The organism is Streptomyces sp. NPDC107522, from assembly GCF_055657525.1.
Genome location: NZ_JBVKAU010000002.1, coordinates 373,307 through 395,210, shown reverse-complemented (window position 1 = coordinate 395,210; position 21,904 = coordinate 373,307). Strand labels below are relative to the sequence as shown.

At 71.6% G+C, this 21,904-nt stretch carries 21 protein-coding genes; 11 read left to right on the top strand and 10 right to left on the bottom strand.

Going from position 1 to position 21,904, the window contains the following annotated elements; translation table 11 throughout:
• Positions 1 to 46 precede the first annotated feature (46 nt).
• The 3 genes from ACZ7L6_RS07135 to ACZ7L6_RS07125 all read left to right on the top strand — a co-directional run bounded on the left by ACZ7L6_RS07135 (position 47) and on the right by ACZ7L6_RS07125 (position 2,816).
• Positions 47 to 937, top strand: a complete 891-nt coding sequence (locus ACZ7L6_RS07135; RefSeq protein WP_471920967.1) for a class I SAM-dependent methyltransferase — start codon at positions 47 to 49, stop codon at positions 935 to 937.
• A 71-nt stretch (positions 938 to 1,008) separates the two neighbouring features.
• Positions 1,009 to 1,719 carry a ThuA domain-containing protein gene (locus ACZ7L6_RS07130; protein ID WP_471920966.1) on the top strand — a complete coding sequence of 237 codons (711 nt, stop codon included), beginning with the start codon at positions 1,009 to 1,011 and terminating at the stop codon, positions 1,717 to 1,719.
• Entirely contained in the window at positions 1,689 to 2,816 is a 1,128-nt protein-coding gene (locus ACZ7L6_RS07125) for a Gfo/Idh/MocA family protein (protein ID WP_471920965.1), read from the top strand. Before ACZ7L6_RS07130 ends, ACZ7L6_RS07125 begins: the two co-directional genes overlap by 31 nt.
• Before the next feature lie 15 nt (positions 2,817 to 2,831).
• Here ACZ7L6_RS07125 and ACZ7L6_RS07120 read toward each other — a convergent pair whose 3' ends face one another.
• The gene (locus ACZ7L6_RS07120) at positions 2,832 to 4,310 is read right to left on the bottom strand and encodes a glutamate-cysteine ligase family protein (RefSeq protein WP_471920964.1); all 1,479 of its coding nucleotides are present in this window, start codon (positions 4,308 to 4,310) and stop codon (positions 2,832 to 2,834) included.
• A gap of 243 nt (positions 4,311 to 4,553) precedes the next feature.
• Between ACZ7L6_RS07120 and ACZ7L6_RS07115 the strand changes: the two genes are divergently transcribed.
• Positions 4,554 to 5,723, top strand: coding sequence for an MFS transporter (locus ACZ7L6_RS07115; RefSeq protein WP_471921789.1), 1,170 nt, complete (start codon positions 4,554 to 4,556; stop codon positions 5,721 to 5,723).
• Positions 5,724 to 5,779: 56 nt separating this feature from the next.
• The gene (locus tag ACZ7L6_RS07110; protein ID WP_471920963.1) at positions 5,780 to 6,520 is read left to right on the top strand and encodes a maleylpyruvate isomerase family mycothiol-dependent enzyme; all 741 of its coding nucleotides are present in this window, start codon (positions 5,780 to 5,782) and stop codon (positions 6,518 to 6,520) included.
• An 18-nt stretch (positions 6,521 to 6,538) separates the two neighbouring features.
• Here ACZ7L6_RS07110 and ACZ7L6_RS07105 read toward each other — a convergent pair whose 3' ends face one another.
• Positions 6,539 to 6,916 (bottom strand): MarR family winged helix-turn-helix transcriptional regulator, encoded by a 378-nt coding sequence (locus tag ACZ7L6_RS07105; protein ID WP_471920962.1) that lies wholly within the window; start codon positions 6,914 to 6,916, stop codon positions 6,539 to 6,541.
• An 86-nt stretch (positions 6,917 to 7,002) separates the two neighbouring features.
• On the opposite strand from ACZ7L6_RS07105, the gene ACZ7L6_RS07100 reads away from it, so the two are divergent.
• Both ACZ7L6_RS07100 and ACZ7L6_RS07095 read left to right on the top strand, forming a co-directional pair.
• Positions 7,003 to 8,484 carry an MFS transporter gene (locus ACZ7L6_RS07100; RefSeq protein WP_471920961.1) on the top strand — a complete coding sequence of 494 codons (1,482 nt, stop codon included), beginning with the start codon at positions 7,003 to 7,005 and terminating at the stop codon, positions 8,482 to 8,484.
• A gap of 74 nt (positions 8,485 to 8,558) precedes the next feature.
• A complete protein-coding gene (locus tag ACZ7L6_RS07095) occupies positions 8,559 to 8,843 on the top strand; it encodes a DUF6332 family protein (protein WP_471920960.1) in 285 nt (94 codons plus the stop codon).
• Here ACZ7L6_RS07095 and ACZ7L6_RS07090 read toward each other — a convergent pair.
• The 3 genes from ACZ7L6_RS07090 to ACZ7L6_RS07080 all read right to left on the bottom strand — a co-directional run bounded on the left by ACZ7L6_RS07090 (position 8,804) and on the right by ACZ7L6_RS07080 (position 11,599).
• Complete coding sequence (locus tag ACZ7L6_RS07090) at positions 8,804 to 9,469, bottom strand: response regulator (RefSeq protein ID WP_471920959.1); 666 nt, start codon at positions 9,467 to 9,469, stop codon at positions 8,804 to 8,806. The two genes, ACZ7L6_RS07095 and ACZ7L6_RS07090, sit on opposite strands and share 40 nt — an antisense overlap.
• Positions 9,466 to 10,710 carry a sensor histidine kinase gene (locus tag ACZ7L6_RS07085; RefSeq protein ID WP_471920958.1) on the bottom strand — a complete coding sequence of 415 codons (1,245 nt, stop codon included), beginning with the start codon at positions 10,708 to 10,710 and terminating at the stop codon, positions 9,466 to 9,468. Before ACZ7L6_RS07085 ends, ACZ7L6_RS07090 begins: the two co-directional genes overlap by 4 nt.
• A gap of 187 nt (positions 10,711 to 10,897) precedes the next feature.
• Entirely contained in the window at positions 10,898 to 11,599 is a 702-nt protein-coding gene (locus ACZ7L6_RS07080) for a TetR/AcrR family transcriptional regulator (protein WP_471920957.1), read from the bottom strand.
• A gap of 148 nt (positions 11,600 to 11,747) precedes the next feature.
• Here ACZ7L6_RS07080 and ACZ7L6_RS07075 point away from each other — a divergent pair, with 148 nt between their 5' ends.
• Positions 11,748 to 12,197, top strand: a complete 450-nt coding sequence (locus tag ACZ7L6_RS07075; RefSeq protein ID WP_471920956.1) for a nitroreductase family deazaflavin-dependent oxidoreductase — start codon at positions 11,748 to 11,750, stop codon at positions 12,195 to 12,197.
• 12 nt (positions 12,198 to 12,209) lie between these two features.
• Here ACZ7L6_RS07075 and ACZ7L6_RS07070 read toward each other — a convergent pair whose 3' ends face one another.
• Positions 12,210 to 13,448 (bottom strand): geranylgeranyl reductase family protein, encoded by a 1,239-nt coding sequence (locus ACZ7L6_RS07070; RefSeq protein WP_471920955.1) that lies wholly within the window; start codon positions 13,446 to 13,448, stop codon positions 12,210 to 12,212.
• 133 nt (positions 13,449 to 13,581) lie between these two features.
• Between ACZ7L6_RS07070 and ACZ7L6_RS07065 the strand changes: the two genes are divergently transcribed.
• Positions 13,582 to 14,937, top strand: a complete 1,356-nt coding sequence (locus ACZ7L6_RS07065) for a M20/M25/M40 family metallo-hydrolase (protein ID WP_471920954.1) — start codon at positions 13,582 to 13,584, stop codon at positions 14,935 to 14,937.
• A gap of 60 nt (positions 14,938 to 14,997) precedes the next feature.
• Here ACZ7L6_RS07065 and ACZ7L6_RS07060 read toward each other — a convergent pair whose 3' ends face one another.
• The 3 genes from ACZ7L6_RS07060 to ACZ7L6_RS07050 all read right to left on the bottom strand — a co-directional run bounded on the left by ACZ7L6_RS07060 (position 14,998) and on the right by ACZ7L6_RS07050 (position 17,498).
• Positions 14,998 to 16,038, bottom strand: a complete 1,041-nt coding sequence (locus tag ACZ7L6_RS07060; protein ID WP_471920953.1) for an NUDIX hydrolase — start codon at positions 16,036 to 16,038, stop codon at positions 14,998 to 15,000.
• A gap of 154 nt (positions 16,039 to 16,192) precedes the next feature.
• On the bottom strand, positions 16,193 to 16,459 hold the full coding sequence (locus ACZ7L6_RS07055) for a hypothetical protein (protein ID WP_471920952.1): 267 nt from the start codon (positions 16,457 to 16,459) through the stop codon (positions 16,193 to 16,195).
• A gap of 31 nt (positions 16,460 to 16,490) precedes the next feature.
• Positions 16,491 to 17,498 (bottom strand): TIGR01777 family oxidoreductase, encoded by a 1,008-nt coding sequence (locus ACZ7L6_RS07050; RefSeq protein WP_471920951.1) that lies wholly within the window; start codon positions 17,496 to 17,498, stop codon positions 16,491 to 16,493.
• A gap of 123 nt (positions 17,499 to 17,621) precedes the next feature.
• On the opposite strand from ACZ7L6_RS07050, the gene ACZ7L6_RS07045 reads away from it, so the two are divergent.
• A complete protein-coding gene (locus tag ACZ7L6_RS07045) occupies positions 17,622 to 19,505 on the top strand; it encodes an NPCBM/NEW2 domain-containing protein (RefSeq protein ID WP_471920950.1) in 1,884 nt (627 codons plus the stop codon).
• Positions 19,506 to 19,685: 180 nt separating this feature from the next.
• Here the strand turns inward: ACZ7L6_RS07045 and ACZ7L6_RS07040 are convergent, their stop codons facing one another.
• Positions 19,686 to 20,633 (bottom strand): ROK family protein, encoded by a 948-nt coding sequence (locus tag ACZ7L6_RS07040; RefSeq protein ID WP_471920949.1) that lies wholly within the window; start codon positions 20,631 to 20,633, stop codon positions 19,686 to 19,688.
• 169 nt (positions 20,634 to 20,802) lie between these two features.
• Between ACZ7L6_RS07040 and ACZ7L6_RS07035 the strand changes: the two genes are divergently transcribed.
• Positions 20,803 to 21,897, top strand: coding sequence for a LacI family DNA-binding transcriptional regulator (locus ACZ7L6_RS07035; RefSeq protein WP_471920948.1), 1,095 nt, complete (start codon positions 20,803 to 20,805; stop codon positions 21,895 to 21,897).
• Positions 21,898 to 21,904: the final 7 nt, after the last annotated feature.

Genomic DNA, 21,904 nt, shown 5'->3' with positions numbered 1-21,904 from the left:
GCACGCTGTCATCCCGGTCCGACGAACGCAAGCCAAGGAGACGACCATGAGCGCCACGCGCAGGACCGACGACGAACAGGCAGCCCGTTGGAACGCACTAGCCGGACACGCATGGGTCGACATGCAGCCGGTGCTGGACCGGATGTTCAAGCCGCTCGAAGACCTGCTCGTCGAAGCGGTGACCGCCGCGCGCGGCAGCCGTGTGCTCGATGTCGGATGCGGCACCGGCGGCACCACGCTGGCCGTCGCGCGGCGGCTGGGCCCGGACGGTCACTGCGTCGGCATCGACATCTCCGAACCGATGATCACCGTCGCCCTGGAGCGCGCCGATCGGGAGGGCGCGCCGGCCTCCTTCATCCACGCCGACGCGGCGGATCACGCGTTCGAACCCGCCGCCTTCGACACCGTGATCTCACGCTTCGGCGTCATGTTCTTCCACGACTCCGTCCGGGCCTTCGCGAACCTTCGGCGTGCCACCAGGGACAACGCCCGGCTCCGGTTCATCGCTTGGCGCGGCGCTGAGGAGAACCCGTTCATGACGACGGCCGAACGCGCCGCGGCACCGCTCCTGCCGAACCTTCCCGCCCGCCGACCGGACGGGCCGGGGCAGTTCGCCTTCGCCGACTCGGGCACGGTTCACCGCATCCTGGAGGAGAGCGGATGGGCCGGGATCGACATCCGGCCGATCGACGTGGAGTGCACCCTGCCGGAGAGCGAACTGGTCCGTTACTTCACCCGGCTCGGCCCGCTGGGCCAGGTTCTGCCCGACGCGGACGAGCAGACCCGCGCACGGGTCGTCGAGACGGTCCGCGCGGCGTTCGACACCTTCGTGCAGGGCGCCGAAGTCCGCTTCATCGCGGCCTGTTGGCTGGTGGACGCCCGAGCGGGCGCCGCCTCCGAAACGCGAAATTTTCGCGATCTCGACACCCCTTCCTGAGCGCGAGCCGACCGGCGCATAGTGAGGGAGCGGTGCAACGGGGTCGGCCACTGGAACGGTGATTCAACGACATGACGCGGAAGAAGGCCCTGGTGGTCCGAGGCGGTTGGGAGGGACACAAGCCGGTCGAGGCGACGGAGCTGTTCCTGCCGTTCCTGCGGGGCAACGGTTACGACGTCCGGGTCGAGGAGTCGACCGACGTCTACGCCGACGCCGCCGAGATGGCCGCCACCGATCTCGTCGTGCAGTGCGTGACGATGTCGCAGATCAGCGCCGAGCAGTTGGCAGGACTGACCGCCGCGGTCGAGGCCGGCACCGGCTTCACCGGCTGGCACGGCGGCATCGCCGACTCGTTCCGCGCCTCCTCCGACTATCTCCACCTGGTGGGCGGGCAGTTCGCGACCCACCCGGGCAAGGAGCCGTGTGAACGCCGGGGTGTTCAGGAGGACAACTACCTGCCGTACGCCGTCACCATCACCGAGCTCGGCCGCGAGCACCCCGTCACGGCGGGCATCGAGGACTTCGAGCTGCACACCGAGCAGTACTGGGTGCTCCACGACGACCTGATCGACGTCCTGGCCACCACCACCCATCCCGCCCGGCCGTGGCAGCCCTGGCACCGCCCGGTCACCTCGCCCGCCGTGTGGACGCGCAGATGGGGCGCCGGGCGCATCGTGGTCACGACACCGGGGCACAGCCTCGACGTGCTGGAGAACCCGAACGTCCGCACCGTCATCGAGAGGGGCATGCTGTGGGCGACGCGCACCGCGTCGGCGTCGTAGGTCTCGGGGTCATCTCCCGCGCGTACCTGGACACGCTCGCCGGCCACCCCGCCGTACTGCTCACCGCGGTCGCCGACCTCGACGCCTCCCGTTCGGCCGCGGTCGCCGCCGAGTTCCCCGGTGTCCGGGCGCTGACCGTCGAGGAGTTGCTGAGCAGCCCGGACGTGGACACGGTGCTGAACCTCACCGTCCCCGCGGCCCACGCCGGGATCGCCCTGGGCGCGGTCGGCGACGGGAAGAACGTCTACGGGGAGAAGCCGCTGGCCGCCGACTTCCCTGACGCACAGGCGGTGCTGGAGGCCGCCGCGCGGGCCGGCGTCGGCGTGGGGTGCGCGCCGGACACCGTGCTGGGCACCGGAATCCAGACGGCACGGGCGGCGGTGGAGGCGGGAAGCATCGGACGGCCCCAGTTCGCCTCGGCCGTGATGGTCACCCCGGGACACGAACGCTGGCATCCCCACCCCGACTTCTACTACGCCGCCGGGGGCGGCCCACTGCTGGACATGGGGCCGTACTACCTCACGTCCCTGGTCCACCTCCTGGGCCCCGTGCGGGCCGTGATCGGGGCGGCCGGCCGGCTGCGCACCGAGCGCGTCATCGGTTCCGGCCCGCGCGCGGGCGAGCGGATACCGGTGGAGGTGGACAGTCATGTCTCCGGTGTGCTCGAGCACGCCAACGGAACCCTGACGACGATCACGACGAGCTTCGACGGGGTGGCCGCCACGGCCGCGCCGATCGAGGTGCACGGCGACGCGGGAACCCTGGCGGTCCCGGACCCGAACCACTTCGACGGTGAGGTACGGCTCTTCGAACTCGGCGGCACCCAGTGGCGCGCCCTCCCCCCGTCCGCGGGCTACGTCGACGGCGCACGGGGCGTCGGCCTGCTCGACTTCATCGCCGCCGACGGGCAGCGGGCGCCGCGCGCGAACGGTGACCTCGCGCTGCACGTGCTGGAGACGATGAGCGCCCTCCTGCGTTCGTCGGCCGAGGGGCGGCGCATCGAGCTGACGACGTCGGCGGGGCCGCCCGCGCCCGTTCCGCTGACGGCCGCTGAGAAGTGGCGGCACACAGATGCCCGCCGGGCCGCCCGGCACTGAGCGGATGAGGGGCTGTCAGTCCACGTCCCACGTGTGCGCGGGCGCGTTCAGGTGCATGTAGTCCATGTACGTCCTGGTCATCAGCCGCAGCGCCTCAGCCCGGTCGGCGGTGCCGCCCTTCTCCAGGTGGTGGACCGTCTCCGCCTGCCACAGGGCGCCGTTGCGGGCGGCGACACAGCGCTGCTCGACGATGCCCAGCAGGGGTTCGCGCCACGCCGCGTCCAGGCCGGCCAGTTCCAGGCCCCGGTGGGCCAGCGGCAGCAGGCGCCGCAACACCAGCTCCGTGACCGGAACTTCGCCCATGCCGGGCCAGTACAGGCGGGCCTCGATGCCGTCGCGGGCGGCGGTGTGGAGGTTCTCCTCGGCCACCGAGAAGGACATCCGGGTCCAGATCGGCCGGTCCTCGTCGACCAGCGCCCGGGTGAGGCCGTAGTAGAGGGCGCCGTTGGCGATGGTGTCGGCGACGGTGGGGCCGGCGGGCAGGACCCGGTTCTCGATGCGCAGATGGGGGCCGCTGTCGGTGACGGCGTAGACGGGCCGGTTCCAGCGGTAGATCGTGCCGTTGTGCAGCGTCAGTTCGCCGAGCTGCGGCACGTCGCCCCGGTCGAGGGCCTCCTGCGGGTCCTCGTCGTCGCACAGCGGCAGCAGCGCCGGGTAGTAGCGCACGTTCTCCTCGAACAGGTCGAAGACGCTGGTGATCCACCGCTCGCCGAACCACACCCGGGGCCGTACGCCCTGGGCCTTGATCTCCTGGGGGCGGGTGTCGGTGGCCTGTTCGAACAACGGGATACGGGTCTCGCGCCACAGCTCCCTGCCGAACAGGTAAGGCGAGTTCGCCGCCAGGGCGATCTGCACGGCGGCGACGGCCTGGGCGGCGTTCCAGTAGTCCGCGAAGTCCTTCGGCGAGACCTGGAGGTGGAACTGGGTGCTGGTGCAGGCGGCCTCGGGGGTGATGGTGTCGGCGTACGTCGACAGGCGCTCCACGCCGTCCACCGAGATCCGCAGGTCCTCGCCGCGGGCCGCGAAGATCTGCTCGTTGAGCAGCCGGTACCGGGGATCGCCGGACAGGGCGGATTCGTCGACGTGGGTCTCCCCCAGGGTCGGCAGGATGCCGATCATGATGAGGTGGGCGCCCACGGCCGCGGCACGTTCGTCGGCGTGGTTGAGCGCGTCCCGGATCGCCTGCTCCCAGGCGCCGGGGCCGCCGGTGGTCAGCTCGCGGGGCGGAATGTTGATCTCCAGGTTGAAGCGGCCGAGCTCGCTGGCCCAGGCAGGGTCGGCGATCGCCTGGAGCACCTCGGTGTTCCGCATCGCCGGCAGCCCGTCGTCGTCCACGAGATTGAGCTCGATCTCCAGCCCGACCCGGGGGCGCTCGCTCTCGAACGCCGATTCACGCAGCATCTGCGCCAGCACATCGAGGCAGGTGTGCATCTTGTCCCGGTACCGGCGGCGATCCTCCCGCGTGAACACCAGGGCCGGCACGTCACGTCCCATCGTGCCCTCCCGAGTTGCCTCGGCGGATACCTCTTCGTCCCAGGGTGGCACTTCGGACGGCACGCGGACAGTCAGGGCGCACAACGCGCACCTCCGGGGCCGCCCACGGCGCGCTCACGGCAGGTGAGTCCCCGGCCGACAGGGAACCGGACGCCCGGCGGGCGCGGCCGTCTTGCCTCGCTTGCACCACCCACCTACCCTGACTTTGTGCCGCTAATAAACAAACCCCGAACGCACAACGCCGTGCCGGGCAACCGCAGCACCCTCACCCGTCTCCGCATCGCCCTCACCGCCTTCTTCGCCCTCGACGGCTTCCTCTTCGCCGGCTGGGTCGTCCGCATCCCCGCCATCAAGGAACAGACCGGCGCCTCCGCCAGCACGCTCGGCCTCGCCCTGCTCGGTGTCTCCGCGGGCGCGGTGCTCACCATGACGCTCACCGGCCGGCTCTGCCGCCGCTACGGCACCCATCAGGTCACCGTCGTCTGCGCGGTCCTCCTCTCCCTGAGCGTCGCCCTGCCCCCGCTCACCCACTCCGCGCTCGCCCTGGGCGCCGTGCTCCTCCTCTTCGGCGCCGCCTACGGCAGCATCAACGTCGCCTTCAACAGCGCCGCCGTGGACCTGGTCGCCGCCCTGCGCCGCCCCGTCATGCCCAGCTTCCACGCGGCCTTCAGCCTTGGCGGCATGGTCGGCGCGGGCCTCGGCGGGCTGGTCGCGGGGGCCCTCTCCCCCACCCGGCATCTGCTGGGCCTCGCCGTGATCGGGCTCCTGGTGACGGTCGTGGCGGGCCGTACGCTGCTGCGCCACGAACCGCCGACGGCCGCGAGCCCGGCACGCCCGGAGCCCGGCACCCCGCGCCGCCCGGACGGCAGAACCCGTGGACTGGTGCTCGTCTTCGGCCTGATCGCCCTGTGCACGGCCTACGGCGAGGGCGCCATGGCCGACTGGGGCGCCCTGCACCTGGAACAGGACCTCCACGCCTCGCCCGGCGTCGCCGCCGTCGGCTACTCCTGCTTCGCGCTGGCCATGACCGTCGGCCGCCTCACAGGTACGGCCCTCCTCGAACGGCTCGGTCACGGCCGTACCGTCGTCGCGGGCGGCGCCACCGCGGCGTGCGGGATGCTGCTCGGCTCACTCGCGCCCTCCCTCTGGGCGGCGCTGCTGGGCTTCGCGGTCACCGGGCTTGGTCTCGCCAACCTCTTCCCCGTGGCCGTCGAACGCGCCGGAACCCTCGCCGGCCCGAGCGGCGTCGCCACCGCGTCCACCCTCGGCTACGGCGGCATGCTCCTCGGCCCGCCCGCCATCGGTTTCATGGCCGACTGGCTCTCCCTGCCCGTCGCCCTCACCAGCGTCGCCGTCCTGGCGGCGATCGCCACGCTCATCGGGATCGCGACGCGACGGACGGTGCCGAACTGAGCAGGCGCCGCAGGCCGACTTCCCTTCGACCGCACTTCATCCGACACACTCACCCCATGAAGACAGCCGACTTCGTTCGAACCCTGGACCGCGAGGGTCTGTTGCTCGCCGCGGCCGCCGAGGAGGCCGGACCCGGCGCCAAGGTGCCGACCTGCCCCGACTGGCAGGTGCGGGATCTGCTGCGGCACACGGGCATGGTGCACCGCTGGGCGACGGCGTACGTCGCCGAGGGGCACCGCTCGTACCACCCCGACGGCGGACTGCCCGACCTGGACGGCGCCGAGTTGCTCGCCTGGTTCCGGGAGGGGCACCGCCGCCTGGTCGACACACTCGCGGGAGCCCCCGCCGACGTGGAGTGCTGGCACTTCCTGCCCGCCCCCTCGCCGCTCGCCTTCTGGGCCCGCAGGCAGGCCCACGAGACGACCGTGCACCGCTACGACGCGGAGGCGGCACGCGGCGGAACGCCGAGCGCGATCGACCCGGGCTTCGCGGCGGACGGCATCGACGAGTTGCTGTGCGCCTTCCACGCCCGCCCCAAGAGCCGCGTGCGCAGCGCCGAACCACGGGTACTGCGGGTGCGGGCGACGGATGCGGACGGTGCCGTATGGACCGTACGGCTGTCGCAGGAGCCGCCCGTGACCGAACGGGACGACAAGGGAGAGGCCGACTGCGAGATCGCCGGGCCGGCCTGGCAGCTGTACCTGTCGCTGTGGAACCGGCTGCCGTTCCCGCAGGTGACCGGCGACGACTCGGTCGCCGCGCTGTGGCGGGAGAACTCCGCCGTCACCTGGAGCTGAACCCGGCCCGTACGCCGCTCAGTTCGTGAGCATCCTCGTCAGCACCGCACGCTGCACCGGCAGCACCTCACCGTGCAGCGTGCGCCCCTTCGCCGTGAGCGCCACCTTCACGCCGCGCCGGTCCTCCGGGCACATGCCGCGCTCGACCAGCCCGTCCTTCTCCAGTCTGGCGATCAGCCGCGACAGCGCGCTCTGACTGAGATGGACGCGCTCGGAGATCTCCTGGACACGGTAGGCGCATGAGCCGTCCGCCAGCACGTCCAGGACCTCGAAGTCGCTGGCGCACAGGCCGTGTCGGTTGAGTGCGCGGTCGAGTTCGCACTGCGTGCGCGCGTGCAACGCCAGGATGTCCCGCCACTGGTCCACGAGCGCCTGTTCGGCCTTCTTCGCCGCCATGGGCGCACCGTAGCAGAGAAGCGCGATTATTGCGCCGGAATTAAATGCGCTTGCATTTCATGCATGCGCATGTAGTGTTCTGGGTCATGACCTCTCCGCTCACCAAGCCCTCGTCCGAGGAGCGTTGGACTCCCCGGCTGTGGGGCACCCTGCTGGTGCTGTGCGCCGCCATGTTCCTGGACGCGCTGGACGTGTCGATGGTCGGTGTCGCCCTGCCGTCCATCGGCGCCGATCTGGACCTGTCCACCTCGACCCTGCAGTGGATCGTCAGCGGCTACATCCTGGGCTACGGCGGCCTGCTGCTCCTCGGCGGACGGACCGCCGACCTGCTGGGCCGGCGCCAGGTCTTCCTGGTGGCCCTGGCCGTCTTCGCGCTCGCCTCACTGCTCGGCGGGCTCGTCGACTCGGGTCCGCTGCTGATCGCCAGCCGCTTCATCAAGGGCCTGAGCGCGGCCTTCACCGCCCCGGCCGGACTGTCGATCATCACCACGACGTTCCCGGAGGGCCCGCTGCGCAACCGGGCGCTGTCCATCTACACCACCTGCGCGGCCACCGGCTTCTCCATGGGCCTGGTGCTCTCCGGCCTGCTCACCGAGGCCAGTTGGCGCCTCACCATGCTGCTGCCCGCGCCCATCGCCGTGCTCGCGCTCGTCGCCGGCCTGAAGCTGCTGCCGCGCAGCGAGCGCGAGAAGGACCACAGGGGCTACGACATCCCCGGCGCCGTCATCGGCACCGCCTCGATGCTGCTGCTGGTCTTCACCGTCGTACAGGCCCCCGAAGTCGGCTGGGCCTCCGCCCGCACACTGCTGTCCTTCCTCGCCGTCGCCGCGCTCCTGACCGTGTTCGTCCTGGTCGAACGGCGCTCGCCGGGCCCGCTGATCCGGCTCGGCGTACTGCGCTCCGGCAACCAGATCCGGGCCCAGCTCGGCGCCATGACCTTCTTCGGCTCGTACATCGGCTTCCAGTTCCTGGCCACGCTGTACCTCCAGTCGCTGCTCGGCTGGTCGGCGCTGGAGACGGCGCTCGCCTTCCTGCCCGCGGGCGTGCTGGTGGCGGTGTCCGCGACCAAGATGGGCGCGATCGTCGACCGGTTCGGCACACCGCGTCTGATCCCGGCGGGCTTCGCCCTGATGGTGGTCGGCTACGCCCTGTTCCTGCGCGTCGACCTCGACCCGGTGTACGCGGCGGTGATCCTGCCGAGCATGCTGCTCATCGGCGCGGCCTGCGCGTTGGTCTTCCCCTCGCTCAACATCCAGGCCACCAACGGGGTCGACGACCACGAGCAGGGCATGGTCTCCGGTCTGCTCAACACCTCCGTGCAGGTGGGCGGCGCGATCTTCCTGGCCGTCGTGACGGCGGTGGTCACCGCCAACTCCCCGGAGAACGCCACCCCGCAGGCCGTCCTGGACAGCTACCGGCCCGGACTGACCGTCGTGACCGGCATCGCCGTCATCGGGCTCCTGATCACCTTGACGGGGCTGCGCCCGCGGCGCCGGCAGCAGTCCGTCGTCGTCGCAAGGTCCACCCTGAAGGAGGCGGAAGCGGACCGCGTGCCCGTCCGTGACTAGGGGGAACGCCTCCACGCGGTGTGCCCGGCGGGGTCTGCTTGCCTCGCCGGGCACACACCTGTGAGACTCGCCGTATGACTGGACACGGGGGACGGCGCGATCAGGCGCGGCGGGACGCCATCACCGTCGAGATCGGATACGCGCTGTGCAGTGCGGCGTTCGCGGCGGCTCTGCTGTTCGCAGCGGTGGCCGGACCTGCGTTCGTCTTCGACCTCTCGGGCGGTACGCGCAGCACGCTCGTCGGCACGGGCGGCACGCTCGCGGCCGTACTGTTCGTCGCCCGGGTCGTCAGCGTCCTGGTCCGCTTCCAGGCGGAGTCTCAGCCCAGCCAGCCCGGCCGTACCAACCCCGACTCATAGGCCAGCACGACGAGTTGGGCCCGGTCCCGGGCGCCGAGCTTCACCATCGTGCGGCTGACGTGGGTCTTCGCGGTGAGGGGGCTTACCACCAGGCGGCGGGCGATCTCCTCGTTGGACAGTCCGATGCCGACCAGCGCCATCACCTCCCGCTCCCGCTCGGTGAGTTGGGCCAGGGAGTCGGCGGCCGCGGGTTCCTTGGAGCGGGCGGCGAACTCGGCGATCAGCCGCCGGGTCACCCCCGGCGACAGCAGCGCGTCGCCCTCGACCACCGCCCGGACGGCGCGCAGGAGTTCCTCGGGCTCGGTGTCCTTGACCAGGAACCCGGAGGCGCCCGAGCGGATGGCCTCGAAGACGTACTCGTCGAGTTCGAAAGTGGTCAGCATGACCACCTTCACGCCCTCCAGGGCGTCGTCCTCGGTGATCCGGCGGGTCACGGCGAGGCCGTCCAGGAGCGGCATGCGGATGTCCATCAGGACGACGTCGGGCCGCAGTTCGCGCACCTTGCGCAGCGCCTCCTCGCCGTCCGCGGCCTCCCCCGCCACCTCGATGTCGGGCTGTGCGTCGAGCAGCGCCCGGAAGCCGGCCCGCACCAGTGACTGATCGTCGGCGAGCAGTACGCGGATCACCGGTCCTCCTTGGTCTCGGCAGGCCCCTTCAGCGGCAGGACGGCAAGCACCCGGAACCCGCCGTCGGCCCGCGGGCCCGCCTCGATCGTGCCACCCAGCGCGGCCGCCCGCTCCCGCATTCCGGCCAACCCGTTGCCGCTGCCGCCCGCGTCGGCCCCGGTCGCGGGACCGTCGTCGTCGATACGCAGCCGTAGTGTCGTCGCGTCCTCGTGTTCGAGGTGCACGCGTGCGTGCCGTGAGCCCGAGTGGCGTACGACGTTGGTGAGGGCCTCCTGGACGATGCGGAAGGCGGCGAGGTCCGTGCCGGGCGCGAGGCGGGGAGGCTCGCCCTCGACCTCGACGGTGAGGCCCGCGCTCGCCGCCTGCTGCACCAGTTCGGGCAGCCGGTCGAGGCCGGGTGCCGGGGTGCGGGGCGCGTCGCCGGGGGTACGCAGCGTGTCGAGTACCTGGCGGACCTCGCCGAGCGCCTCCTTGCTCTTGGCCTTGATGGTGGTGAGGGCCGTACGCGCCTGCTCGGGGTCGCTGTCGAGGAGGGCGAGGCCGACACCCGCCTGCACATTGATCACGGAGATGCTGTGCGCGAGGACGTCGTGCAGCTCGCGGGCGATCCGCAGCCGTTCCTCGTCGGCCCGCCGCCGCGCCGCCTGCGCCCGCTCGGCCCGCTCCCGCGCCCACTGCTCGCGCCGGATCTTGGCCAGCTCCGACACCGCCACGATCGCCGCGACCCAGGCGGCGATCACACCCTCCGTCCCCCAGGAGGCGGCCGGGTCGCCGGACGGCGGCAGCCACTGGTAGAGCCAGTGGGCCACGAGGGCGTGCCCGACCCAGAAGACGCCGACGGCTGCCCAGGCCGCTCTGCGATGCCCGGTGACGATGGCGTTGAAGCAGGCCACGGCCAGGGCCACGAAGACCGGCCCGTACGGGTAGCCGGCGCCCAGATAGACCGTGGCGGCCACCGCCGTACCGAACACGACGACCACCGGATACCGCTTGCGCCACAGCAGCAGTCCCGCCGCCACGAGCAGCAGCACACGGGCGAAGGGGTCGAGATCCGCCCGGTCGTCCTGGCTCTGGGCGGCGAAGTTCGAGCCGGCCAGGACGAAGACCGTGATCAGTACGGTGGAGCGCCAGGGCCGGCGAGGGGCGCGCTCCTGGCCCTCCTCCCACCGGTTCCACCACGGCGGCCCGTGCCGCCACCACATCGGCGGTCCGCCGGCCCGGCGTTCCTGCTGCTCGTCCATGTCCGCCACGCTAGACGCGATGGCCGCCGGGCGGCGTCACCCGCGCGTGGTGATCACACGTACTCCCCGCGAAGTACGTCCGCCGTCTCGGCCTCCCTGGTCCACAGCCGACGCGGCGGCCGCGGCACCCACCAGATCGCATCGGAGCCACTGTCATCGCCGCCGATACCGGTGACCCGGCGGCGGCCTACTGCGGTTCGCCCACCAGCCCCACCCCGTGGGCGAGTTGGGCCGCCGCGTGCCGGAAGAACGTTTCCCGGTCCTCCACGGTCCGGTTGAACTGCCCGAACAGCTCGAACCCGACCAGCCCGTACAGCTGGGCCCAGGACGAAACCAGGGCCGTCACGGTCTCGGGCGGCAGGTCGGGCGCGAGGTCGGCGGCCATCCGCTCGGCCTCGGGGCGCAGGTCGGCGGGCAGCGGGGGCTCGGTGAGTCCGGGGCCCTGGTGGGCGTCGCGCGCGACGCCGATCAGGAGGAGGCCGACGCGGGAAGCGGCCGGGACGGTGGTGTCGGGGGCGGTGTAGCCGGGCACCGGCGAGCCGTAGATCAGCGCGTACTCGTGCGGGTGCGCCAGCGCCCAGCCCCGCACGGCCTCGCACACCGTGATCCAGCGCCGCACCGGCCCGGCGTCGGCGACCTCGTGGTGCGCGGCCTCGGCGGCCTCGCCGAGGGAGTTGTAGGCGTCGATGATGAGCGCGGTCAGCAGGTCGTCACGGCTGGGGAAGTAGCGGTAGAGCGCGGAGGAGACCATACCGAGCTCGCGGGCCACGGCGCGCAGCGACAGCTTGGCGGCGCCCTCGGCCGCGAGCTGTCTGCGGGCCTCGTCCTTGATGGCCGCGGTGACTTCCATCCGGGCGCGGGCGCGGGCGCCCTGTGCGGTGCTGCTCATGTGAGGCAGTCTCCCACGGAGAACGGAGCAGTGCACACATTCCGGAGCGGCGCACATTTTCGAGAGCACTGCTCTTGCTTTGGATCGGCAATCTCGTGCACACTGCTCTCGAGCGAGAGCACCGCTCTCTCACACTCTGGGGGTCACCATGACGTCGCCGTACTACCTCAAGGGCAACCCGCTGAACGTCCGCCTCAACAGCGTCGTCGGCTGGCTGGCCCGGCATGGGCTCAGCATCGCGGGCACGGCGGAGATGTCCGTGCGGGGGCGCAAGAGCGGCAAGATGCAGCGCATCCCGGTCAACCCGCACACCTACGACGGCACGCAGTACCTCGTGTCGGCCCGCGGCCACTCCCAGTGGGTGCGCAACATGCGCGCCGCCGGCGGCGGGGAGCTGCGCGTCGGGCGCAAGGTCCGGGAGTTCACCGCGGTGGAGCTTCCCGACGAGGAGAAGCTCCCGATCCTGCGGACCTACCTGGAGAAGTGGGGCTGGGAGGTCAACCAGTACTTCCAGGGGGTCACCGCGAAGTCGTCCGACGAGGAGATCATCGCGGCCGCCCAGGACCACCCGGTCTTCCGGATCACCACCCAGAGGTGACTCGCGTCGCCGTCAGGAAGTGGCCTCGTCGCCGGTCGGCGCCTGGCGGCGGTCCAGCGCGGTCAGGGCGCGCTGGGCCATGGGATGGGTGCGCACGATCTCGCCCAGCGAGGTCGAACCGCGGGTGATGTCCATGAACGCCTTCCAGGCCGGCCGGAAACCGGTGATCGCCGCGTGGAAGAGACCGGGACGGCGCTCGAACACCATCAGCAGCCGCTTGCCGACGCTCATCTCGACGCCGAGGCCCGCCTTGACCGCGAAGGCGTAGTTCAGGGCCTGGCGCCGGGTGTCCACGGCGTCGTGCGCCTCGGCGATCCGCACCGCCCACTCCCCCGCGAGCCGCCCCGACCGCAGCGCGAACGAGATCCCCTCGCGCGTCCACGGCTCCAGCAGGCCCGCCGCGTCACCGCACACCAGCACGCGCCCGCGCGACAGCGGCGAGTCGTCGGCGCGGCAGCGCGTCAAGTGGCCTGAGGAGATGCTCGGTTCGAACCCGGCGAGCCCGAGCCGCCCGATGAACTCCTCCAAGTACCGCTTGGTGGCGGCCCCTTCACCGCGCGCCGAGATCACCCCGACCGTGAGCGTGTCCCCCTTCGGGAACACCCAGCCGTAACTGCCGGGAATCGGCCCCCAGTCGATGAGGACCCGTCCCTTCCAGTCCTCGGCGACCGTGTCCGGCACCGGGATCTCCGCTTCCAGGCCGAGATCCACCTGGTCGAGTTTCACCCCGACGTGTGCTCCTATGCGGCTCGCGCTGCCGTCCGCGCCGACCACGGCCCGCGCGAGCAGCGTCTCGCCGCCCTGCAGGACCACGGCGACGCTGCGCCGGTCCGGCACCGCCGAGCCGTGCTGCTCGACGCGCTGCACGGTGACGCCCGTCCGCAGCTCGGCGCCCGCCTTCTGCGCGTGCTCGACCAGCTGCTGGTCGAACTCGGGCCGGTTGATCAGCCCGAACAGCATCTGCTTGGAGCGGCGGGTCCGGGTGAAGCGGCCGTTGTTCGAGAAGGTCACCGCGTGCACCCGGTCCCGGAAGGGCACGTCGAAACCGGGCGGGAGCGCGTCGCGCGACGGGCCGATGATGCCGCCGCCGCAGGTCTTGTAGCGCGGCAGCTCGGCCTTCTCCAGCAACAGCACGCGCCGCCCGGCGACCGCCGCCGCATACGCGGCCGAGGCTCCCGCGGGCCCCGCGCCCACCACGACGACGTCCCACACCCGCTGCACGTCGTCCGCCGAAGAGTTCTCGCTGCTCACGATGGTCTACTGCTCCCGATCAAGCCGCCGCCTGCTGCTGTCTCCGGCATCCTACGGCGGGCATCGTCGCAGCCCGCTGTGGGAGGATCACAGCACTCATACGTACAACGTCGCACCCACAAGGAGCGTGCCCATGTCGTCGAATCCGGTCGCCGAGACCGTCGCCTCGCTGATGCCGCGGGCGAAGGCGGAGCTCACCGAGCTGGTGGCCTTCAAGTCGGTGGCGGACTTCGACCAGTTCCCCAAGAGCGAGAGCGAGGGCGCCGCCCGCTGGGTCGCCGACGCGCTGCGCGCGGAGGGCTTCGAGGACGTGGCCCTGCTCGACACCCCCGACGGCACGCAGTCGGTGTACGGCTACCTGCCCGGCCCGGCGGGCGCGAAGACCGTCCTTCTCTACGCCCACTACGACGTGCAGCCCCCGCTGGACGAGGCCGCCTGGAGCACCCCTCCCTTCGAGCTGACCGAGCGCGACGGCCGCTGGTACGGGCGCGGCGCCGCCGACTGCAAGGGCGGCGTGATCATGCACCTGCTCGCCCTGCGTGCACTCAAGGCGAACGGCGGCATACCGGTCCACGTCAAGGTGATCGCCGAGGGCTCGGAGGAGATGGGCACGGGCGGCCTGGAGCGGTACGCCGAGCAGCACCCCGACCTCCTGGAGGCCGACACCATCGTGATCGGCGACGCGGGCAACTTCCGCGTCGGCCTGCCGACCGTCACCTCGACCCTGCGCGGCATGACCATGGTCCGCGTGCAGATCGACACCCTCGAAGGCAACCTCCACTCCGGCCAGTTCGGTGGCGCCGCGCCCGACGCGCTCGGCGCGCTGATCCGCGTACTGGACTCGCTGCGCGCGGAGGACGGCTCGACGACGGTCGACGGGCTGACCGGCGAGTCGTCGTGGGAGGGCCTGCAGTACGACGAGGAGCAGTTCCGCACGGACGCCAAGGTCCTCGACGGCGTCCAGCTGATCGGCTCCGGCACGGTCGCCGACCGCATCTGGGCGCGCCCCGCCGTCACGGTCCTCGGCATCGACTGCCCACCGGTCGTCGGCGCCACCCCGTCCGTGCAGGCGAGCGCCCGCGCGCTGATCAGCCTGCGCGTACCGCCGGGCGTGGACGCCGCCGAGGCGACCAAGCTGCTGCAGGCCCACCTTGAGACGCACACGCCGTGGGGCGCCCGGGTGCGCACCGAGCAGATAGGCCAGGGCCAGGCGTTCCGCGCCGACACCAGCAGCCCGGCATACCAGGCGATGGCCGACGCGATGGCGGTGGCCTACCCCGGCCAGGAGATGCAGTACGCCGGCCAGGGCGGCTCCATCCCGTTGTGCAACACCCTCGCTGCCCTCTACCCCCACGCGGAGATCCTCCTCATCGGCCTGAGCGAGCCGGAGGCCCAGATCCACGCGGTGAACGAGAGCGTGTCCCCGCAGGAACTGGAGCGGCTCTCGGTCACCGAGGCGCTGTTCCTGCGCAATTACGCGGCGAGTTGAGACAGGGGCGGCCCGAGGGATCCCCTGGGGCCGCCGCCGGCAAGTCCTGGACGACCTGCGTCAGGACGTCGGGATCCCGGCCTCCAGATACAGCGCGGCCCCGCGCTCCCGCGCCCGCAGCGCCCAGCGCAGTCGCTCGTAGCGCACCGGCGGCAGCAGGTCGGCGGCTTCCTCCTCGGTGACGAAGCGCCAGTCGCGCAGCTCGGGGCCGGGCAGCAGGAGGCGTTCGGCCTCCGTGGAGTCGAGCCGGCCGCCGTCGAAGAGGAGGCGCAGGCCGCCGTAACCGGGGGGCGAGGGGCGTTCCCAGTCGACTACGAGAAGTCGCGGTACGTCGGCCAGCCGTATCCCCGTCTCCTCGGCGACCTCACGCATCCCCGCGCGCGCGGGCGCTTCGCCGGGTTCGACCACGCCGCCGGGGAACTCCCAGCCGGGCTTGTAGGTGGGGTCGACGAGCAGCACCCGGTCCAGTTCGTCGAAGAGCAGGACGCCCGAGGCGACGGTCTCGGCAGTGGGCTCGGGCGTCTGGACGATGTCGCAGACGGGGACCGTACCGCTGCCGACGGCCTCGGCGATCCGGACAGCCGTCTCGTACGGGGTCAGGCCACCGTTGTCGACGGGATACGCGTCCGCGGTGAGCCAGGAGGCGAGTGCGGCGCGGTACGGCTCTATGTGGTCGTACGACCACTGCCGGACCCGCATCTCGCCGTCGGGCAGGTCGGGTGGGACCTCCCGCCCCGCTATTCGCTCCCGCAGGATCGTTTCCGCCGGGGCGAGGAGGACATGCTGGACGGTGATGCGGCGGGCGGCGAGGCCGCCGAAGATCTCGTCGCGGTACTCCTGACGCAGCAGCGTCATCGGGACCACGAGGGTCCCGCCGAGCTCGGCGAGCAGCGCGGCCGCCGTGTCGATCACGAGACGTCGCCAGATCGGCAGGTCCTGGAAGTCACCGACCTCGGTGAGGTGTTTGGGCGGAAGCAGGTGGGTGAGTGCTCCGCCGATGACCTCGGGGTCGAAGAGCGTGCTGTTCGGGATCAGCTCGATCAGTTCCCGTGCGGTGGTGGTCTTCCCCGCACCGAACGCGCCGTTGATCCAAACGATCACGTTTCCCCCTCTTCTGTTGGCCCCCTGTGGCTTGCCCGCTCCACCCTGCCACGGAAACCAGCTCCAGTAGAGGGCGCATGAATCGCATGAATACGGCGCCGGATCCCCTCGGGTACGGGGATACCGGCGCCGCGTGATCGGTCGATGGGGCTCGTCAGCGCTTCTTGCCGTGGGGCGCGTTGTTCACGGCCTTGTCCGTTTCACGGTTGATGGCCCGGCCCACGGTGTTCAGGGCCTGGTCCACGCTGACGCCGGCGAGCTTGGTCTCACCGCCGGCCAGCTTGGTCTCCGCGCCCGCGCCAGGGAGGCCGGCGCCGGGGAGACCGACGGCGGGAGCCGTGTTGGCGTGCGACGGGGTGACGGCCGCGACGACGAATCCGGTGGCCAGGGAGGCGATGGCGAGCATGCTGCGCTTCTTCATGACCGACTCAACTGAGAAACGCGGCCGAGAGTCACGCCCGACCTCCGGACGATCGGGACAGCGCCGGACGTACCGCCCCGGACCGGCTCCGGTCGGGCCGGCGCAGCCGCACCCGCTGCGCGAGATCATCGGCCGCCGCCGGCCACCGGTCGTAGTCGAAGGTGAATCCCTCGTCGAGCAGCCGACCGGGCACGACACGTCGGCTCTTGAGCAGCAGCTCGGTGTCGGAGCGCAGCGCGAACGCGCCGATCTCGGCCATCCACTTCGTGGCCGGCAGGCCGACGGGGACGCCCCACGCGGAGCGCAGCGCCCGCATGAACGCACGCTGCGGCAGGGGTTCAGGGGCGGCGAGGTTCACCGGCCCGGTGAGATCGTCCCGGTCGATCAGGAAGTCGACCGCGCGGACGAAGTCGCGGTCGTGGATCCAGGAGACGTACTGCGCGCCACCCGCGACGGGGCCGCCGAGGCCCAGGCGGGCGAGGCCGAGCAGAACGTCGAACACGCCGCCGCGATCGGGGCTCATCACCATGGCGGAGCGCAGGGCGACCTTCCGGGTGTGCGGGGTGTCGGCCTCCTCCTGCGCCCGCTCCCACTCCTTGGCGATCTCGATGCTGTACGCCCAGTAGTCCGGTACACCGGGCTCGTCGCCGCCGATGACGCCCGTCGCCTCGTCGTTGGGTGCGTCGAAGCGGTGGGCGTAGATGGTGGCCGTGCTCATCTGCAGCCAGATCCGGGGCGGCCGGGCGGCCTGCGCGATCGCCTCGCCGACGACCCGGGTGGAGTGCACCCGTGAATCCATCATGGCCTGGAGATTGGACGGGGTGTAGCGGCAGCTGACGCTGCGGCCCGCCAGGTTGATCACGATGTCGCTGCCGTCGATCACCGTGGCCCACCGATCCAATGTCTCACCGTCCCAGCGGACTTCCCGCCCACCCGCGGGCCGTCTGGTCAGGACGACCACGTCGTGGCCCGCGGCGGTCAGCGCGCGGTTCAGGATGGTTCCCACCTGCCCGGTTCCCCCGGGGATCACTATCTTCATCGACTCCCCCATCTCGTGTGAGGAGGACCCTAGCGCAGATATTGAACATGTTCAAAAAGGCGAGGCGTAGTATGACGCGTACATGCAGTCATCCCACCTTTGCAGGTTCGGAGGAACGTAACGATGCGTCACCTTCACACCCGCACAACCCGCATGATCGGCACGAGAGCGGTCGGCGTACTCGCCGCAGGTCTGCTGTGCGCGGCGGGACTCGCGGCGCCCGCGGCCACCGCGGCCCCCGTCGCGTCCGCGCCGGCCGACGGCCTCGCCCTCACGCCTCCCATGGGCTTCAACAACTGGAACTCCACGCACTGCCGGGCCGAGTTCAACGAGTCCATGGTCAAGGCGGTCGCCGACATCTTCGTCGAGAAGGGCCTCAAGGACGCCGGGTACCAGTACGTCAACCTCGACGACTGCTGGGCCCTGCCCTCCAGGGACGCGAACGGAAAGCTCGTGCCCGACCCGGTCCGCTTCCCGAGCGGCATCAAGGCCGTCGCGGACTACGTCCACTCCAAAGGGCTGAAATTCGGCATCTACACCAGCGCGGGCACCAAGACCTGCAACAGCGCCGGCTTCCCGGGCGCACTGGGCCATGAGTACAGCGACGCCCAGCAGTTCGCGGACTGGGGCGTGGACTACCTCAAGTACGACAACTGCAACAACCAGGGCGTGGACGCCAAGCTGCGCTACACGACCATGCGCGACGCCCTCAGGGCGACCGGCCGGCCCATCGTCTACAGCATCTGCGAGTGGGGGGAGAACAAGCCCTGGGAATGGGCGGCCGACGTCGGCCATCTGTGGCGCACGACCGGCGACATCAGCGACACCTGGGGCTCGATGCTGGCGATCCTCAAGAAGAACCTGCCGCTCGCGCCGTACGCCGGCCCCGGGCACTGGAACGACCCCGACATGCTGGAGGTCGGCAACGGCGGCATGACCGGCACCGAGTACCGCTCGCACTTCTCGATGTGGGCGATCATGGCCGCGCCGCTGCTCATCGGCTCCGACCTGCGGTCGGCTTCCCCGGAAACCTTCGAGATCCTCGGCAACCGCGAGGTCATCGCGGTCGACCAGGACCCGCTGGGCAAGCAGGGCACGGTGATCTCCTCCGAGGGCGGGCGGTGGGTCGTCGCCAAGGAGATGCGGGACGGCAGCCGCGCGGTGGCCCTCTTCAACGAGTCCGGCACCGCGCAGCGCATCACCACGAGCGCCGACGCGGTCGGCCTGCCCGCCGCCGACGCGTACACGCTGCGCGACCTGTGGCAGCACCGCAGCTACAACACCGCGGGCACCATCTCGGCGACCGTCCCGGCCCACGGCACGGTCCTCGTGCGCGTCTCCGTCAGCCTGTCCGGGCCCGAGGGGTGGGCCGTCAAGGCGACGTCGCCGACCACCTCACCGGCACTCCCGACGGGCCGCTCCCTGCGCACCAGGTGGACGGTCACCGCGCCACAGGGGACGCCGACGGGGTCGTACGGCCTGACACTCAAGGCCGGTTACCGCTCACCGACCGGCGTCCGTGTCGAGAGTGTGGTGCCGCTGACCGTCTCAGTGGTCGTGCCGCCACCCTCGGGGACGTCCGGGCTCGGCGACCTGCCGTGGCTCTCGGCCACCAACGGCTGGGGACCCGTCGAGCGCAACACGAGCAACGGGGAGAGCACCGCGGGTGACGGACATCCGATCACCCTCGGCGGGGTGGTGTACGGCAAGGGGCTGGGAGTCCATGCGGAGAGTGCCGTGGAGTACTACACGGGCGGCGCCTGTGAGACGGTCACGGCCGACGTCGGCGTCGACGACGAGAAGGGCGCCGACGGCACCGTCGCCTTCGAGATCTGGGCCGACGGCACGAAGGCCGCCTCGACCGGCACCCTCACCAACGCGATGCCGGCCCAGCCGATCACGGCCGACGTCACCGGCGCCGGGACCGTCCGCCTCGTGGTGACCGACGGCGGCGACGGCATCGACTCGGACCACGCGGACTGGGCGGACGTACGGGTGAGTTGCTGAGGGACGGGGCCTGCGCCAACGATCAGCCCGTCCGGCGTTTGAGGACGAGGCCCGTTCAGGGCCGATGGTGGGGTCCGGGGGCGCAGCCCCCGGGATGGGACGGGCAGGGGCGGCGGGGCCGAGATCCGCCCCCCAGTCGCCGCGGGAACGTTCCTGCCCAGCCCCCAGGTGCCCCGCGTCTCAGACCACCGCCGCGTCCGTCCTCCCGGCCAGCGCGGCCGCCGCCGCCCCGACCAGCCCGGCATCCGTGCCCATCTGAGCCGGCGTGATCGTCAGGCGCTGCACGAAGGACAGGGTCGCGTAGTCGTGGAGCGCCTTGCGCAACGGCGTGAAGAGCACGTCGCCCGCCTTGCCCACTCCCCCGCCGATCACGGCGATGTCGATCTCGACGAGGGTCGCGGTGGCCGCGATCCCGGCCGCCAGGGCCTGCGCGGCCCGCTCGAAGGAGGCCACGGCGACCGGGTCGCCGTCACGCGCGGCGGCGGCCACCGCGGCGGCGGACGTGTCCCCGTCCGGGCCGGGCCGCCAGCCGTTCTCCAGCGCCCGCCGGGCGATGTTGGGCCCGCTGGCGATGCGCTCCACGCAGCCGCGCGAACCGCACGGGCACACGTCGCCGTCCAGGTCGACGCTGATGTGACCGATGTGACCGGCGTTGCCGGTCGGTCCGGGGTGCAGGCGGCCGTTCAGGACCAGACCGCCGCCGACGCCCGTGGAGACGACCATGCAGAGGGCGTTGTCATGACCTCGGGCCGCTCCCTGCCAGTGCTCGGCCGCCGTGATGGCCACGCCGTCGCCGATCAGCTCGACGGGCAGCCCGCCCGCCGCCTCCCGGACCCGCCGGACCAGCGGATAGTCGCGCCAGCCGGGCACGTTCACCGGACTCACCGTGCCCGCCGAGGCGTCCACCGGGCCCGCGCTGCCGATGCCGAGGGCCGAGGCACGCTCCCACAGCGGCGACGCGGTCAGCTCGCCGACGACCTCCTCGACGGCCCGCATCACCGTCTCGCCGTCCTCCCGCGCCGGCGTCGCGCGCTGAGCCCGGACCACGATCTGGCCGTGGCCGTCCACCAGCGCTCCGGCGATCTTCGTACCGCCGATGTCGAGCGCAGCCACGAGGTCGGTGTGCATCAGTGTCAGTTCTCCCCGTCAACCATTCGGATCTCCCCGTCAACCACGGGAAATGGGCGAGCCGGTCTCGCGGTGGGGGCGCAGGCCGGAGATTGCGGTGGACAGTGTCCCCTGGATCTGACAACGTTGTCCAGGGTCTATTGTCGACGCCACATCCTCATACAAACCCATGGACCGACGCATCCCCGTGGACGACAGGACAGGACACCGCATCGTGCCCGAGACCATCCGCCGAGCCGACCGCCTTCACGAGAACCGCTACGGCAACCGTCCGACCATGAAGGACGTCGCGGCGCGTGCCGGAGTCGGTCTGAAGACCGTCTCGCGCGTGGTCAACGGGGAGCCGGGGGTCACCCCGGAGACGGAGCGCCGCGTCCAGGAGGCCATCGAAGCGCTGGGTTTTCGCCGCAACGACAGCGCGCGGGTGCTGCGCAAGGGCCGTACGGCGAGCATCGGCCTGGTCCTGGAGGATCTCGCGGACCCGTTCTACGGCCCGCTGAGCCGGGCCGTCGAGGAGGTCGCCCGGGCGCACGGCGCGCTGCTCATCAACGGCTCCAGCGCCGAGGACCCGGACCGTGAGCAGGAGCTGGCGCTGGCGCTGTGCGCGCGGCGGGTGGACGGGCTGGTGATCATTCCGGCCGGTGACGACCACCGGTACCTGGAGCCTGAGCTCAAGGCGGGCGTCGCCACCGTCTTCGTCGACCGTCCGGCGGGCAGGATCGACGCCGACTGCGTCCTTTCCGACAACTACGGCGGTGCCCGGGACGGCGTCGCACACCTCATCGCCCACGGTCACCGCCGGATCGGCTTCATCGGCGACATGCCCCGCATCCACACGGCGGCCGAGCGACTGCGCGGCTACCGGGCCGCGATGGAGGACGCGGACATACCGGTGGCGGACTCCTGGATGTCCCTGGGCGTCACCGACCCCGAGCGGGTGCGCCGGGCGGCCGAGGAGATGCTCTCCGGCCCCTCCCCCGTCACCGCGATCTTCGCGGGCAACAACCGGGTGACGGTCACCGTGATCCGTGTCCTCGCCGAGCAGGCCCGCCGTGTCGCCCTCGTCGGCTTCGACGACATCGAGCTCGCCGACCTGCTGCAGCCCGGCGTCACCGTCGTCGCGCAGGATGCGGCGGCGATCGGCCGTACCGCCGCCGAGCGCCTGTTCCGCCAGCTGGACGGCACGCTGGTCACCCCGGAGCGCATCGAACTGCCGACACGGCTCATCACCCGGGGCTCGGGCGAGCTGCCGCCGGCGGACTGAGCGGCCC